This window comes from Psychrobacillus sp., from assembly GCF_032154225.1.
GTDB lineage: Bacteria > Bacillota > Bacilli > Bacillales_A > Planococcaceae > Psychrobacillus.
Genome location: NZ_JALDYF010000004.1, coordinates 1 through 13,643, shown reverse-complemented (window position 1 = coordinate 13,643; position 13,643 = coordinate 1). Strand labels below are relative to the sequence as shown.

General features: G+C 37.9%; 14 protein-coding genes. 2 read left to right on the top strand and 12 right to left on the bottom strand.

Features of this window, described 5'->3' with window-relative positions; translation table 11 throughout:
• Positions 1-41 precede the first annotated feature (41 nt).
• From RUH95_RS07460 to RUH95_RS07450, 3 genes are read right to left on the bottom strand one after another with little or no spacing between them, the layout of a single operon-like run.
• A complete protein-coding gene (locus RUH95_RS07460) occupies positions 42-341 on the bottom strand; it encodes a rhodanese-like domain-containing protein (protein WP_313892225.1) in 300 nt (99 codons plus the stop codon).
• A 14-nt stretch (positions 342-355) separates the two neighbouring features.
• Positions 356-694, bottom strand: a complete 339-nt coding sequence (locus tag RUH95_RS07455; RefSeq protein WP_313892224.1) for a rhodanese-like domain-containing protein — start codon at positions 692-694, stop codon at positions 356-358.
• Between the two features lie 13 nt (positions 695-707).
• Positions 708-1,184, bottom strand: a complete 477-nt coding sequence (locus RUH95_RS07450) for a DsrE/DsrF/DrsH-like family protein (RefSeq protein ID WP_313892223.1) — start codon at positions 1,182-1,184, stop codon at positions 708-710.
• Positions 1,185-1,600: 416 nt separating this feature from the next.
• On the opposite strand from RUH95_RS07450, the gene RUH95_RS07445 reads away from it, so the two are divergent.
• Complete coding sequence (locus tag RUH95_RS07445; protein WP_313892222.1) at positions 1,601-2,143, top strand: TVP38/TMEM64 family protein; 543 nt, start codon at positions 1,601-1,603, stop codon at positions 2,141-2,143.
• Between the two features lie 15 nt (positions 2,144-2,158).
• On the opposite strand, the gene RUH95_RS07440 is transcribed toward RUH95_RS07445, so the two are convergent.
• From RUH95_RS07440 to mce, 5 genes are all read right to left on the bottom strand, one after another.
• Positions 2,159-3,397, bottom strand: coding sequence for a DNA polymerase IV (locus RUH95_RS07440; RefSeq protein ID WP_313892221.1), 1,239 nt, complete (start codon positions 3,395-3,397; stop codon positions 2,159-2,161).
• 679 nt (positions 3,398-4,076) lie between these two features.
• Positions 4,077-4,559, bottom strand: a complete 483-nt coding sequence (locus tag RUH95_RS07435; RefSeq protein WP_313892220.1) for a chemotaxis protein CheW — start codon at positions 4,557-4,559, stop codon at positions 4,077-4,079.
• Between the two features lie 18 nt (positions 4,560-4,577).
• Positions 4,578-5,690 (bottom strand): M20/M25/M40 family metallo-hydrolase, encoded by a 1,113-nt coding sequence (locus tag RUH95_RS07430; protein ID WP_313892219.1) that lies wholly within the window; start codon positions 5,688-5,690, stop codon positions 4,578-4,580.
• A gap of 18 nt (positions 5,691-5,708) precedes the next feature.
• Positions 5,709-7,256 carry an acyl-CoA carboxylase subunit beta gene (locus RUH95_RS07425; RefSeq protein WP_313892468.1) on the bottom strand — a complete coding sequence of 516 codons (1,548 nt, stop codon included), beginning with the start codon at positions 7,254-7,256 and terminating at the stop codon, positions 5,709-5,711.
• A 4-nt stretch (positions 7,257-7,260) separates the two neighbouring features.
• A complete protein-coding gene (mce, locus tag RUH95_RS07420; RefSeq protein ID WP_313892218.1) occupies positions 7,261-7,671 on the bottom strand; it encodes a methylmalonyl-CoA epimerase in 411 nt (136 codons plus the stop codon).
• A gap of 126 nt (positions 7,672-7,797) precedes the next feature.
• Here mce and prli42 point away from each other — a divergent pair, with 126 nt between their 5' ends.
• Positions 7,798-7,893, top strand: coding sequence for a stressosome-associated protein Prli42 (gene prli42, locus RUH95_RS07415; RefSeq protein WP_313892217.1), 96 nt, complete (start codon positions 7,798-7,800; stop codon positions 7,891-7,893).
• A 54-nt stretch (positions 7,894-7,947) separates the two neighbouring features.
• Here the strand turns inward: prli42 and RUH95_RS07410 are convergent, their stop codons facing one another.
• Genes RUH95_RS07410 through RUH95_RS07395 form a run of 4 tightly spaced genes read right to left on the bottom strand, consistent with a single transcriptional unit; the run spans position 7,948 to position 13,318 of the window.
• Positions 7,948-8,388 carry a BrxA/BrxB family bacilliredoxin gene (locus RUH95_RS07410; protein ID WP_313892216.1) on the bottom strand — a complete coding sequence of 147 codons (441 nt, stop codon included), beginning with the start codon at positions 8,386-8,388 and terminating at the stop codon, positions 7,948-7,950.
• A 40-nt stretch (positions 8,389-8,428) separates the two neighbouring features.
• Positions 8,429-9,523 (bottom strand): methylmalonyl Co-A mutase-associated GTPase MeaB, encoded by a 1,095-nt coding sequence (meaB, locus tag RUH95_RS07405; RefSeq protein ID WP_313892215.1) that lies wholly within the window; start codon positions 9,521-9,523, stop codon positions 8,429-8,431.
• On the bottom strand, positions 9,523-11,682 hold the full coding sequence (gene scpA / locus RUH95_RS07400) for a methylmalonyl-CoA mutase (protein WP_313892214.1): 2,160 nt from the start codon (positions 11,680-11,682) through the stop codon (positions 9,523-9,525). The genes meaB and scpA overlap by 1 nt, the downstream gene beginning before the upstream one ends.
• A complete protein-coding gene (locus tag RUH95_RS07395) occupies positions 11,669-13,318 on the bottom strand; it encodes a methylmalonyl-CoA mutase family protein (RefSeq protein ID WP_313892213.1) in 1,650 nt (549 codons plus the stop codon). The genes scpA and RUH95_RS07395 overlap by 14 nt, the downstream gene beginning before the upstream one ends.
• Positions 13,319-13,643 lie beyond the last annotated feature (325 nt).

Below are 13,643 nucleotides of genomic sequence, written 5' to 3'. Positions count from 1 at the left end.
TAAGATGTGCTAGCACTTCCACACTAGCACTCTTCTTTCAATTACTTAACTTCGCCTTCCCAAGCTAACATGCCACCAGTCATATTCGTCACATCAAAGCCTTGGCTTTCTAAAAATTGTGTCGCACGACCACTGCGACCTCCAGATCGACATACCATAATATATGGTTCATTTTTAGATAACTCATTCATACGAAATTCTAATAAGCCAAGTGGAATATGCGTAATACCTGGGATATGGCCTGATTCTACCTCATCCACTTCACGAACATCTATTAAATTGATTACCTGACCTTGTTCCAGTTTTTCTTGAACTTCTTTTGGTGAAATTTCTTTTAACATAATATTTTCCTCCTCTACCAAGCACTCATACCGCCACGTACATTCGTGACATGCTGGAATCCTTGTTTTTTTAATTGTTTACATGCTTTACTACTTCTCATACCACTTTGGCAAATAACAATAATTTCTTTATCTTTCGGCAAGCTAGAGAAGCTAGAGCCAAGTGGTATGTTTTTAAACTGTCGAATATTACGTTCTTTATATTCTCCAGGTGTTCGTACATCTATAAATATCATATCTTTGTCATCTAAAATATTTTTTAAATCTGCTGTAGACATTGATTTCACACCTTTTGTCGGCATCATACGCCACACAAAAAATGCGACAACAACTCCTATGAATACCCATTCCATGCTATCGACTCCCTTATATGAATAAGTTTACAGTGCCTTCTTCTGCATCAGCTAAGTAAGCAGCAACTCCTGCATATACAACACCATCCAGTAATTCCTCTTGTTGCAGTCCTAATAAGTCCATTGTCATCGTACATGATACTAGTTTAATATCTTGTTCTTGCGCCATTTCTATTAACTGAGTTAACGTAAGTGCATTATGCTTTTCCATAACATGCTTAATCATTTTCGGTCCCATTCCCATCATTTGCATTTTGGAAAGACCTAATTTTTCAGCACCTTTTGGCATCATTTTACCAAACATTTTCTCAAGAAAACCTTTTTTCACTTCAATAGGTTCTTGCTTACGTAATGCATTGATTCCCCAAAATGTATGGAAGATTGTTACCTCATGATCGTAAGCAGCAGCCCCATTTGCAATAAGATAGGCTGCCATTGCCTTATCGTAATCTCCACTAAATAAGACGATTGTCGTTCGTTTCTTTTCCATTTCCTCCCCCTTTATACCCATACGGGTATTATTTTTTGAAATAGAAAAGCCGATTTTAAATAACGGCTTCTTGGATTTCATGATATCTTTCTCACAAACACAATATTATACCCCCTAAGGTATAATGTCAACAAATAAATTTAAGAAAAGCACCATTGCCCTTTAAGTACATCTTGTTCTTCCCTATTGTCAAAAGCATTACTATACTAGGTAACCATTCGCAAAACTATGAACGATTAAAAAGCATGTTGGAAACTGTCCTACCGCTTCTAACACGCTAAACTTTTCTGTTCATTTTATCTCCCTATGTGAAGTCCACAGTGAGTCGATAACCTCTCTTTTATACTAATGCATGTATGTTTTAAATCTGCTAACATAAAGAAACAAACAATTGGTTATGTAAGGAGATTATACATATGCAAGAACTTTTAGAGATAATCAAGCATTCACCCACAGAAATTCAAGTTATCTTAATGCTTTTACTAAACTTTGTATCTAGTGTTATAGGATTTATTCCAAGTGTATTCTTAACAACCTTGAATATAGATATGTTCGGACTTAACATTGGTACTTTCCTCTCACTATTTGGAGAAATTTTTGGAGTCATTGTCGGCTTTTACTTTTATCGATGGGGATTTTCAAAAATCAAACCGACTTGGAAATCAAGCTCATTTTGGGGAAAAATTCAAAGTAAGCCTACTCGTTCCGTTTTCACTACGATTATTTTATTACGACTTCTTCCATTCGTTCCATCTGGGTTAGTCACTGCTGGCGCGTCTCTCACAGCAATAAGTGGGTGGTCATTCTTTCTAGCGAGTTCAATAGGAAAAATACCCTCCGTCGTATTAGAAGTTGCAACTGTTTATGGGATGATGCGAGTTTTACCAACATACTATCTTTACATGATTATAGTCATCATGTTCGCATATTTTGGCTTCATGAAAATAAAGAAACTATAGATAAAAAGTAAATTGTTATTTGTGGTCATCTAAAAAGTCTTTACTAAAACTCGTCTGAGAAGAGTAATTTGGTCGTCTTCCTATGTCTACACCTCTAGTTACTACACCTTTCCCAAATTTCCTCTCCATTTGGTCCATAAGTTCAATAATCGGCTCATCTTTCACATGTTCCTCGAAAGTAAAAATGGACAACTGCTGCGTCGATTCTTTACGGTCAATGACATTGGATACCGTAATACCAAGCAATCGAACAGGTGTACCATCCCAATGTTTTTCAAATAGAGACCATGCAACGCCGAAAATTTCATCCTTAAATTGTACCGCATTCAAAACTGTTTTGCTGCGTGTGTGATTATGCCAATCTGCGTCCCGTACGTAGAGAATTACTGTAGAACCAACTAATTGCTTTGCATCAAGCCGCCCCGCAACAGTTGATGCCAACTTTTCAATCGTTTTTTGCAATTCCACAATATCTGTTTCATCTCTCGGTAGCGTCGTCGAATTCCCAACACTTTTCGTGTCATAAATAGAATCTGGATCTACTTCACGTTCATCTATGCCGTTTGCACGCAAGCGTAGACGCACACCATTTTTTCCGAGTGCATTTCGAATAACTACTTCGTTCATTTTTGCTAAGTCACCGATTGTATTAATCTTTAGCTCGTTTAACTTACTTGCTGTGCTTTTCCCAATACCATGCATTTCGATTACTGGTAAATTCCAAAGAATGTGGGGGACATCTCGTTTTCGTAAGATTGTAATACCCATAGGCTTTTTCATGTCGGAGGCTGTCTTAGCTAGAAACTTATTTGGTGCAATTCCAATAGAGCATGGGAGATCGAGTTCTTTTATAATACCTTGTTGAATATCATTGGCAATATCAAGAGCATGGCGTTCTCTCGACAAATCAGTAATATCGAGATAGCCTTCATCAATAGATACCGGTTCTAAACATAGCGAAAAACCTCTCAAAAATTGAAATATTTTTTGAGAAGCAATGCGGTATCTTTCAAAGTTTGGAGGGAGAAGAATGAGCTCTGGACATTTTCTTTTTGCTTCTCCCACGGACATTGTTGTGTATATACCGCGTGCTCTTGCTTCATATGAGCATGTCACTAATATTCCACGTCGTTCTTTCGGATTTCCTGCAATTGCAATAGGTTTTCCCTTCAAAGTTGGGTCATATGATTGTTCTACAGATGCATAAAAGCTATTCATATCCACATGTAATATTACTCGACCGCTTTTAGCCACTTCTTCCCACCTCCTGAAAAATTCTAAACTAGAAAAACGAAAGCAACCTAAAAAATAAAATACTGTAGCGATTTAATTCCCTGCTCGCTACAGGTTTCTCATTAGTCAATACGATGAAATTTTTAAAGTGTATTGGAAGCGGCTTTACCCCTTCCAACACACTTTTTGTTCGATCATCGTATGCAAATTTTCACCAGAAACTTCAATGCCAAGTATTTAAATGCTTTTGGCAATAAGGGAAGCAAGTTACATTCTATATATTGTGAAGGCCGCCAAAGATACAATTTTGTCGGCTCTTTGTAGATTTTTACAAATGACACTTCTACATATTGAACCAGTGTGTAGAAAGAATATTTACTGCATTCTATTTTTAAAAAAGGAGAAGCCAGTACTTCGTAAAAACACTAGATTATTAAGAACTCGATTACATTCTTCTAACTGTCTAGATGAAGTGCAATGCTGCGACTCGGGCTGGAAAAGCAAGAGCAGAAAGCTCCGCAGGAAAGACACTTGCAGAACTTTATTTGATCGGTGTCTTTGCAATGAGTATCCGCAAGAGCACTTGTTTTTACAGTGACAAGGAGATTGAAGCCGAGCCTGGCGAATGAGTCCACTTGGAACATTTTTCCGCTATCAATTCATATAAGTACTTGTTCTTCAAGAAAAAAGGCAGCTATAATTAGCTGCCGACTTCCTCTTTTTTCACGGATTCCAAATACGCTTGGATATCTTTTATTCCATCAACTGAACGGACTAATATAGAGGGATCAACTATTGTAATCATACCACTTTCTAAATTGGCTACACCAGTAAAATACCGTGTCTTAGTATAATTCACTAAACCAATTTGTTTAATATCATTAGAAGGAATATCTAAAATCTCTTTTGCTTCTTTAACGAGTAAACCAATAGACATATCTTGTGTATGCATTGTAATAATTCGAGCATTTTCTTCATTTTCACCACTACGATTATACAATATTTGTTCAAAATCAATAATCGGAACTAGTTCACCACGAATTTTCATTAATCCTATTAAATAATTAGGCAAATGAGGAATCGGATTTACATGTTCTAATTTTTCAATTGATACAACATGCTCGACTGGCACAGCATAATCTTCATTTCCACATTGAAATACTACAACTTTTTCACTAGTCAATATGATACCTCCAATAATTTATTCCGCTCCTACTTTTACAATTTCAACAAGTAAATCAGCAAGTTTTTCTAGCTCTTCTACAGGCATGCGCTCATTTGTCGTATGAATCTCCTCGTAACCTACAGATAAAATAACTGTAGGAATACCAAATCCAGCAATGACATTTGCGTCGCTTCCTCCACCGCTAGTTTTTATATCGGCTGTTCTACCAATTTGTTCTACTGCACGTTTTGCAACTTGTACAACATCGTGACTATCTTCAAAATGGAATCCCGGGTACATTAATTGCGTTTCAGTTTTTGCAGAACCACCATTTTTTGCTGCTACATCAGCAAATACTTGAACCATATGCGCAACTTGTTTATCTAATTTTTCTTTGTTAATAGATCTTGCTTCTGCCAAAATATGCACTTCATTGCAAACGATGTTTGTTGCTTGTCCACCTTCAAAGCGTCCAATATTAGCAGTTGTTTCTTCATCAATACGGCCAAGCTTCATCTCAGAAATTGCTTTAGAAGCTAATGTAATTGCTGAAACACCTTTTTCAGGAGCTACGCCAGCATGAGCTGTTTTTCCAGTAATCGTCGTCCAAAGTTTAGCTTGGAATGGAGCGGCAGTTACAATACCCCCTACAGTACCATCACTATCAATAGCATAGCCATATTTTGCTGTAATCAAAGATGGGTCTAATTCTTTTGCTCCTACTAAACCACTTTCTTCTCCAGCAGTAATGACCACTTGAATATCTCCATGCTCGATATTTTGCTCTTTTAGGCGTCTTATTGCTTCAAAAAGAGCGGCAATTCCAGCTTTATCATCCGCACCTAAAATCGTCGTGCCATCTGAATAGACATAGCCGTCTTCTTTTAGCACAGGTTGAATGCCTTTTCCGGGAACAACTGTATCCATATGAGTCGTGAAGTAAATTGTATCTGCATTTGCTTTTGAGCCTTTTAAAGTAGCGATTAAATTACCTGCACCATGTCCTGTTTTTGGAGCAGAATCATCTTCTATAACAGAGAATCCAAGGTCCTCCAGCTTTTTGAAAAGGACGGGTGCAATTACTTGTTCATACTTTGTTTCTGAGTCAATTTTCACTAACTCGAAAAACTCTTCTAATAATCGATTCATAATTTTATAAAACTCCTTTTATAATGGAATATTACCATGTTTTTTGTTTGGGCGTGTTTCTTTTTTATTGCGCATCATTTCTAATGCTTGAATAAGCTTAATACGCGTTTCGCGCGGATCGATTACATCATCTACCATACCCATAGAAGCTGCTACATAAGGATTAGCAAACTTTTCACGATACTCTTCGATTTTATCCTCTCGCACTTGTTCAGGATTATCGCTATTGGCAATATCACGCGCAAATATAATATTAGCAGCACCTTGTGGTCCCATCACAGCAATTTCAGCATTCGGCCATGAATAGACAACATCTGCTCCAATAGATTTAGAATTTAGTGCTACATATGCACCGCCATACGCTTTTCGTAAAATAACCGTCATTTTTGGAACAGTCGCTTCTGAATAAGCATATAAAATCTTAGCACCATGGCGAATGATTCCACCATGCTCTTGTTTAATACCTGGGAAGAAACCAGTTACGTCTTCAAATGTAATGATAGGAATGTTAAATGCATCACAGAAACGTATAAAACGTGCTGCTTTATCAGACGAATCAATGTCTAGCCCCCCAGCCATTACTTTCGGTTGATTACATACAAGTCCAACAACTTCGCCTTTTATACGTGCCAAACCAATGACAATATTTTTAGCAAATTCTTTCTGTACTTCTAAGAAAGAGTCGACATCTACTACTTGTTCAATTACTTTTCGAATATCATACGGACGTACTGCCTCAAATGGTACGATATCCGCTAAATTCGCACGATAATCATCTTCGTCAGCTACTTCTGTAATCGCCGGCTTTTCTTCAAAGTTTTGTGGTAAATAGCTAAGAAGTAAACGAACACTTTCTAACACTTCTTCTTCTGTTTCCCCACGGAAATGTGCATTACCACTAATTGTATTATGTACTTTCGATCCGCCTAAGTCTTCAGCAGAAATTTTCTCCCCTGTAACCGTTTCAATCACTTTAGGACCGGTAATAAACATTTGACTTGTTTCATCCGTCATAAATACAAAATCTGTAATAGCTGGTGAATAAACAGCTCCACCTGCGCAAGGGCCTAAAATAACAGATATTTGTGGAATTACTCCAGAGTAAATGGCATTTCGATAAAAAATTTGTCCATATCCATCAAGTGAAACGACACCTTCTTGAATACGTGCACCACCTGAATCATTCAACCCAATGAAAGGTGCTCCATTTTTGGCTGCTAAATCCATGACGTTCGCAATTTTCATCGCATGCATTTCCCCTAATGCACCACCGAAAACAGTGAAATCTTGTGAAAACAAATAGATTGGACGACCATTCACTTTACCATAGCCCGTAACTACACCGTCCCCGGGTCCTTCTTGCTTGTCCATGCCAAAGTCTACTGTGCGGTGCTGAACAAAAGGATTCAATTCTACGAATGTGCCTTTGTCGACAAGCAACTCAATTCGTTCACGTGCTGTAAGTTTTCCTTTTTCATGTTGCTTTTCAATTCGTGCATCTCCGCCACCTAATTCAATCTTGCGTTTACGATCATATAAATCATTAATTTTTTCATAAATGTCCATAAGATTATTTCGCTCCCCCAGATTTATCGCATAACTCATACAATACCCCGCCTGATGCTTTTGGATGTATGAACGCTACTTGCGCTCCTCCTGCTCCAACTTTAGGCGTTTCTTGGATGAGACGAACCCCTTTTTCTTTTAAATCATTTAAACGCTCTTGAATATTTGTAACACCGAAGGCAACATGATGAATACCTTCTCCTTTTTTTTCTATAAATGAATGAATGGTACTAGTTTCATCCATTGGTTGCAATAATTCTAATTTTACATTTCCGCTGTCTATAAAAGCGACACGTACTTTTTCTGATACTACTTCTTCTATATGTATAAGTTTTAGTCCTAATGTTTCAGTATAATAAGGTAATGCTTCTTCGATGTTTTTTACTGCAATCCCAATATGATCTACTTTATCCATTTCTCCACACCCCTTGTGTTTTTTGACTATACTTTCTATTGTACATATTTCAAAAAAAAATCGCTACCACTTGTACTTTTTTTCGAATTTGTTAAAATAAAAATAAGAGTAAAAGGAGAGAATAAAATGAGCAATCAGAAATTCCGTAAAGTTATTGTGTATTTAATGATTTTTGCAATGATAGGATCTACTTTACTAATGGGCCTAAGTTTCCTTCTTTAAAGTTTTCAATAAAACAGCGAGAGCATATACAAATGCTCCCGCTGTTTTTTTATTTTAAATTTCTTCGCAATGTTCTTCGAATAATGCTTGGATATGGGTAATAACTGACATTGGCGCATGTCCTTCTATTTCATGTCGTCCAATTTCTGCAATTGCTTGTCCGTCTTTCATCAATACGAATGAAGGAGAAGATGGTAAGTGATCATCACCGAAAATGTTACGTGCTTGTTGTGTCGCTAATTTATCTTGACCTGCGAAAACAGTTACAAGATGATTTGGTCTCTTGTCATAATGTACTGCATTAGCTGCTGCTGGACGAGCAATACCTCCTGCACACCCACATACAGAATTGATCATAACAAGTGTTGTACCGGGACGAGTAAGTGCTGCATCTACTTCTTCTGGTGTTGTTAATTGTTCGTAACCACTCGCTTCCATTTCTCCGCGAGCTTGTATAATCATATCATTCATCAATAAATTAAAGTCCATGTTCATTAATAAAAACTCCTTTCCAAACTAGTATTATCTTAGCAGATTATTCCTTAGAATTCGAGGAAAATAACTCTTCCACTGCTTGAGAAACAGTAACTTTTTCTTGTCTTACTAATTGTTCCAAGTAAAACATCGTTTCTTTCTTCTCAACAGAGGAAAAAAAGTCTTCGTATAACTTATCGACAATCATTGTTTTAAACCAATCTATTGTTTGCTCTTTTCGTCTATTTTGCCAAACATTGTTCTTTTCCATTGCCTCTTTGAATGCAAGAATCTTTTCCCAGACCGTATCTAAACCTATCTTATACAAAGAAGAAACAGCAAGAGCAGGTGTTGTCCAGTTAGGAGAAGAAGGAGCTAAGAAATGCAGGATTTGTTTAAACTCAGCAACCGTCTTTTTAGCTAGTTTTTCATTGGACCCATCTGCTTTATTCACAACAATAGCATCTGCCAGTTCCATAATTCCTTTTTTCATCCCTTGTAGTTCATCGCCAGCGCCAGTGAGTGCTAACAGCAAGAAGAAATCAACCATGCCACGAACAATCGTTTCACTTTGCCCAACACCTACTGTTTCGACTAAAATAATGTCATATCCAGCAGCCTCACATAACATCAGTGTTTCTCGTGATTTTTTATGAACACCACCGAGAGTACCTGCTGATGGAGATGGCCTTATAAAAGCGTTTGGATGCCTTGCTAGCTCTTCCATTCGAGTTTTGTCCCCAAGTATACTCCCTCCTGTTACAGAGGAACTTGGATCAATTGCAAGAACTGCCACTCTAAAGCCATTGTCTCCAAGCATTTTTCCAAACGCTTCGATAAACGTACTCTTTCCAGCACCAGGAACACCCGTAATACCAATTCGAATACTGTTCCCCGTGTGCGGCAATAAACGCTTCAATAGTTTTTGACCTATCTCCTGTTGATCACTAACTGTACTTTCTATAAAAGTAATCGCTTTAGCTAAATGGAGCCTTGAGCCATTTCGAATTTCGTTCACATACATATTTTCGTCAATGGACAGTGGCTTCTTTTTCGTAAACTTTTTTACAGACGCCGTTCCCATCCCATCGTGCTGTGACTTAATACCACGCATGACATGCATAGAAGATTGCTTTGATTTATCTGTTTCCGCCATTAGACTTCCACTTCCTCATAACCCAATCTTTTATAAATTTCTTCAATCACTTTTTGTGCCGCTACCGGGATAACCGTACCAGGTCCAAAAATGGCAGAAGCACCATTTTCTCGTAAGAATTCGTAATCTTGCGCAGGAATAACTCCTCCTACAACGATTAAAATATCTTCCCTTCCGAGCTTCGCAAGTTCTTCTCTTAAAGCAGGAACAAGTGTCATATGACCAGCAGCTAAAGAGCTAACCCCCACAACATGCACATCATTTTCAACTGCTTGCTGTGCTGTTTCAGCTGGTGTTTGGAATAAAGGACTAATATCTACATCGAACCCTAAATCAGCAAATGCTGTAGCTATAACTTTTGCTCCACGATCGTGCCCATCTTGACCCATTTTCGCGATTAAAATACGTGGGCGTCTTCCTTCATTTCCAAGGAAATCCTCCGACATTTTTTTCACAGCATCGATTTCTTCTGCGTCATTAAAGTTTGCACTATATACTCCACTCACTGAGCGAATCACCGCCTTATGTCTACCTGCTACTACTTCAATCGCATCTGAAATTTCACCAATAGTAGCACGTTTCCTTGCAGCATCCACAGCGCACTCCAACAAATTTGCATGACCAGTTTTTGCAGCCTCGGTTAATGCAGTTAAAGCTGCTAGAACCGCTTTTTCATCACGGTTTTCTTTTACCTCTGCAAGTCGTTCCATTTGTTTTTGACGCACAACTGTATTGTCGATATTCAAAATATCAATCGCATCTTCTTCTTCTAAACGGTATTTATTGACACCAATAATAATTTCTTTCGAAGAGTCGATTTGCGCTTGTTTTTTAGCTGCTGCTTCTTCTATTTTCATCTTCGGTAATCCTGTTTCAATCGCTTTTGCCATGCCACCGAGCTCTTCAATTTCTTCAATAAGCGCCCAAGCTTTTTCCATTAGTTCGTTTGTCAGTGTTTCCACATAATACGAACCACCCCACGGATCAATTACCTTGGTCATATTTGTTTCTTCTTGTAAAAATAGTTGTGTATTACGAGCAATTCGTGCGGAAAAGTCCGTTGGCAACGCAATTGCTTCATCTAAAGCGTTCGTATGAAGCGATTGTGTATGTCCCATCGCAGCTGCGTTTGCTTCTACTAATGTTCTTGTTACGTTATTAAAAGGATCTTGCTCTGTTAAGCTCCAGCCGGATGTTTGGGAATGTGTACGTAACGCTAATGTTTTCGGATTTTTTGGATCAAAGCTTTGCATCATTTGTGCCCAAATTCTACGTGCAGCACGCATTTTAGCCACTTCCATGAAATAGTTCATACCTACAGCCCAGAAGAATGAAAGTCTCGGTGCAAATGAATCAATTTCAATACCTGCTTTCAAGCCTGTACGTACGTACTCTAGGCCATCTGCTAATGTATAAGCTAGTTCGATATCCGCAGTAGCTCCTGCTTCTTGCATATGATAACCAGAAATCGAAATAGAGTTGAATTTCGGCATATATTTAGCTGTATAAGAGAATATATCCGCGATAATTTTCATCGACATTTCAGGATTATAAATATATGTATTACGCACCATATATTCTTTTAAAATGTCATTTTGAATCGTTCCAGCTAACTTCTCTGGAGTGACACCTTGTTCCTCAGCAGTGACAATATAAAATGCTAGAATTGGTAGTACTGCACCATTCATCGTCATCGAAACCGACATTTGATCAAGCGGAATACCGGCAAATAGAATTTTCATATCTTCTACAGAATCTATTGCCACTCCCGCTTTACCAACATCTCCAGTTACACGATCGTGATCTGAATCATATCCACGATGTGTCGCAAGATCAAATGCAACCGACAATCCCTTTTGTCCCATTGCAAGATTTCTACGATAAAACGCATTACTTTCTTCTGCTGTAGAGAAACCAGCATATTGACGAACCGTCCATGGTTTTGCCACGTACATCGTTGGATATGGGCCCCGCGTATTTGGTGCAATACCTGGAAGATCATTCAAATGCTCCAAATCTTTCAAGTCTTTCTGATCATAAACTTGTTTTAATGCGATTCCTTCATTTGTTAGAAAAGATGGAGAGTCTTTTTGTTCGCTTTCCCCTATTTTTTTTAATAAATGATGAATCGATACATCCGAATAGTTAGGCGTTTTCATGAGAATTCTCCTTTTTTGTATACTTTAATAATTCGGTTCCTTTTTCAAGAAGCGATTGACCAGCAAAAATTCTTCCCGAAAGCCCAGCATCTAACCAGTCCTCATACTCTTCAAACTTCCCTGCTACATCCATCGGAACAGATAGGTTTTCATTGAGCAAAGCAGGAACTAAGCCAGCTGTTTGTTCATCATTTCCAACAAAAACGACATAGTTTATTTTATTTTCGGCAATCCATTTTTCTAAGTCCACTGGCTTTAAATTTTCAGGTGCAACAATTGGTGATATTCCTAAAGACACTATATATCCACTGACAAAATCCATACGTGCCTTATAGTCTTTTAATACGCCATAAGCAATAATTCCAGTATTTAAAGGACTTTCTTGGAATCCTTTTCTTAACTGTTCAAAGGGCTCTGCAAGACGTTTATATGCAGTATGAGCAATTTCGTTATCTAATGAATCTTCTGGATTCGCATAAATATTTGTTCCAATTAACGACTTTTTACGTGTAGCTAATAACTCTAATTGGTGAGCCCATTTACGAGCTGCTCTTTCTTGTAATTTCGCTTCTCTATTTTCTAGCGTACTTTCCTTCATTAGCTCCAAAAAATAGCTCCAGCTTTTTTCTACAAGTTCTTTTGTTAGTGTTTCTACATAATAAGAACCACCTGCTGCATCGAGTATGCGGTTTATATTCGTCTCTTCTTTTAATACTAGCTGCATATTTCGTGCAATACGCTCAGAAGTAGGAGTCGATCCTGTTAATACATCATGTGGATATGTTGTCACACTATCTGCTCCACCTAATACAGCTGAAAGCGTGCTATTTCCGGCACGAAGAATGTTTACATTAGCATCTAGTGTGGAATACGAGCGTAATGATGTTTCTGTATGGACAGGAATTGCAGGAATGTCCATATTGCCATATGCTTCACCAAACGCATTCCAAAGTACACGGAAAGCTCGAATTTTCGCTATTTCCATAAAGAAATTAGTATCCACGGAAAATTGAACAAACGCTTTCTCTGCAAGCTGATGGATTCCAAATTTTGTAGCTAGCGTATCCGCTTGGATAAGAACACTAGTAAGTTCACTCACAGCGTCTCCTCCAGCTTGATGAATTTGTGAGCCATCTAAAAAATAAGTGCGTGCATTTGAAAATCCTGTCGCATCAGTACCTTTAATCAATCCTTTAACGTCTTCGAAATTATGTAAAAAAGTTGGATCCTTACATACGTCTAGTAATACTGTATGGTCTGCCATTAGTGCGCGTAATTCTTCTAATTCTGAAGATGCCCAACTATGCTTTTTGTCCACAGTATAGTGGATTATGTCATTCCCTTTTAAGAGTGTTTCTTTTATGTTCATCAAAACTTCTTTCCCAGAGTTCCCAGCGATAGGTTGCGCTACTAACCACTTAGAGGTTTGTTTCGCTTCGCGAATTGCAGAAGTCTGTTCGGGAGAAATATTTTGCAAATCCTCTAAAGAATAAAGCGGTTTCAAAAGTATGTCTTCTAATGTTTTTGTAGATAAAGATTCGAGCGTTTTTCCTTTTAAGGATTTTATAGCAACTTGTTCCCATTCGACAAGTGTCGCTTCATTAAATGTAGTTTGTTTCATTTTTTGAATTGTCATATACACGCACCCCTTTATAAATTCAATCCGTACCAACTTCATTTTACATTAGTACGTTAATGGAAGGAAGAACAATTGTCCCGACTTGCTCATACTTGGAGTTCATTTGCATATAGTTTGAGATAGGATCACATCTTTAGATTATCCTATTTCTTGAAAACTCTTAAAAATAAGAGTGAATGAACATTCTTTAATACTAAAACACTCGTTTTCGACTTGCTTTACGTCCTCATTCGTATTTTACATATAATGCGTCTTAATGGTAGTTTCCGCTACAGGGGTGGACGCTTTCCGCGGGCGTTGCCTCAGCCGCTTCCTTCGCATG

What these genes read in the sequence shown, in the direction of transcription:
- scpA (WP_313892214.1), bottom strand. Translation starts at nt 11,682, where the DNA reads ATGAAAACGCCTAACTATTCGGATGTATCGATTCATCATTTATTAAAA.
- RUH95_RS07455 (WP_313892224.1), bottom strand. Translation starts at nt 694, where the DNA reads ATGGAATGGGTATTCATAGGAGTTGTTGTCGCATTTTTTGTGTGGCGT.
- RUH95_RS07445 (WP_313892222.1), top strand. Translation starts at nt 1,601, where the DNA reads ATGCAAGAACTTTTAGAGATAATCAAGCATTCACCCACAGAAATTCAA.
- RUH95_RS07430 (WP_313892219.1), bottom strand. Translation starts at nt 5,690, where the DNA reads ATGAATCGATTATTAGAAGAGTTTTTCGAGTTAGTGAAAATTGACTCA.
- mce (WP_313892218.1), bottom strand. Translation starts at nt 7,671, where the DNA reads ATGGATAAAGTAGATCATATTGGGATTGCAGTAAAAAACATCGAAGAA.
- RUH95_RS07410 (WP_313892216.1), bottom strand. Translation starts at nt 8,388, where the DNA reads ATGAACATGGACTTTAATTTATTGATGAATGATATGATTATACAAGCT.
- meaB (WP_313892215.1), bottom strand. Translation starts at nt 9,523, where the DNA reads ATGGCGGAAACAGATAAATCAAAGCAATCTTCTATGCATGTCATGCGT.
- prli42 (WP_313892217.1), top strand. Translation starts at nt 7,798, where the DNA reads ATGAGCAATCAGAAATTCCGTAAAGTTATTGTGTATTTAATGATTTTT.
- RUH95_RS07450 (WP_313892223.1), bottom strand. Translation starts at nt 1,184, where the DNA reads ATGGAAAAGAAACGAACGACAATCGTCTTATTTAGTGGAGATTACGAT.
- RUH95_RS07460 (WP_313892225.1), bottom strand. Translation starts at nt 341, where the DNA reads ATGTTAAAAGAAATTTCACCAAAAGAAGTTCAAGAAAAACTGGAACAA.
- RUH95_RS07425 (WP_313892468.1), bottom strand. Translation starts at nt 7,256, where the DNA reads ATGGACATTTATGAAAAAATTAATGATTTATATGATCGTAAACGCAAG.
- RUH95_RS07395 (WP_313892213.1), bottom strand. Translation starts at nt 13,318, where the DNA reads ATGACAATTCAAAAAATGAAACAAACTACATTTAATGAAGCGACACTT.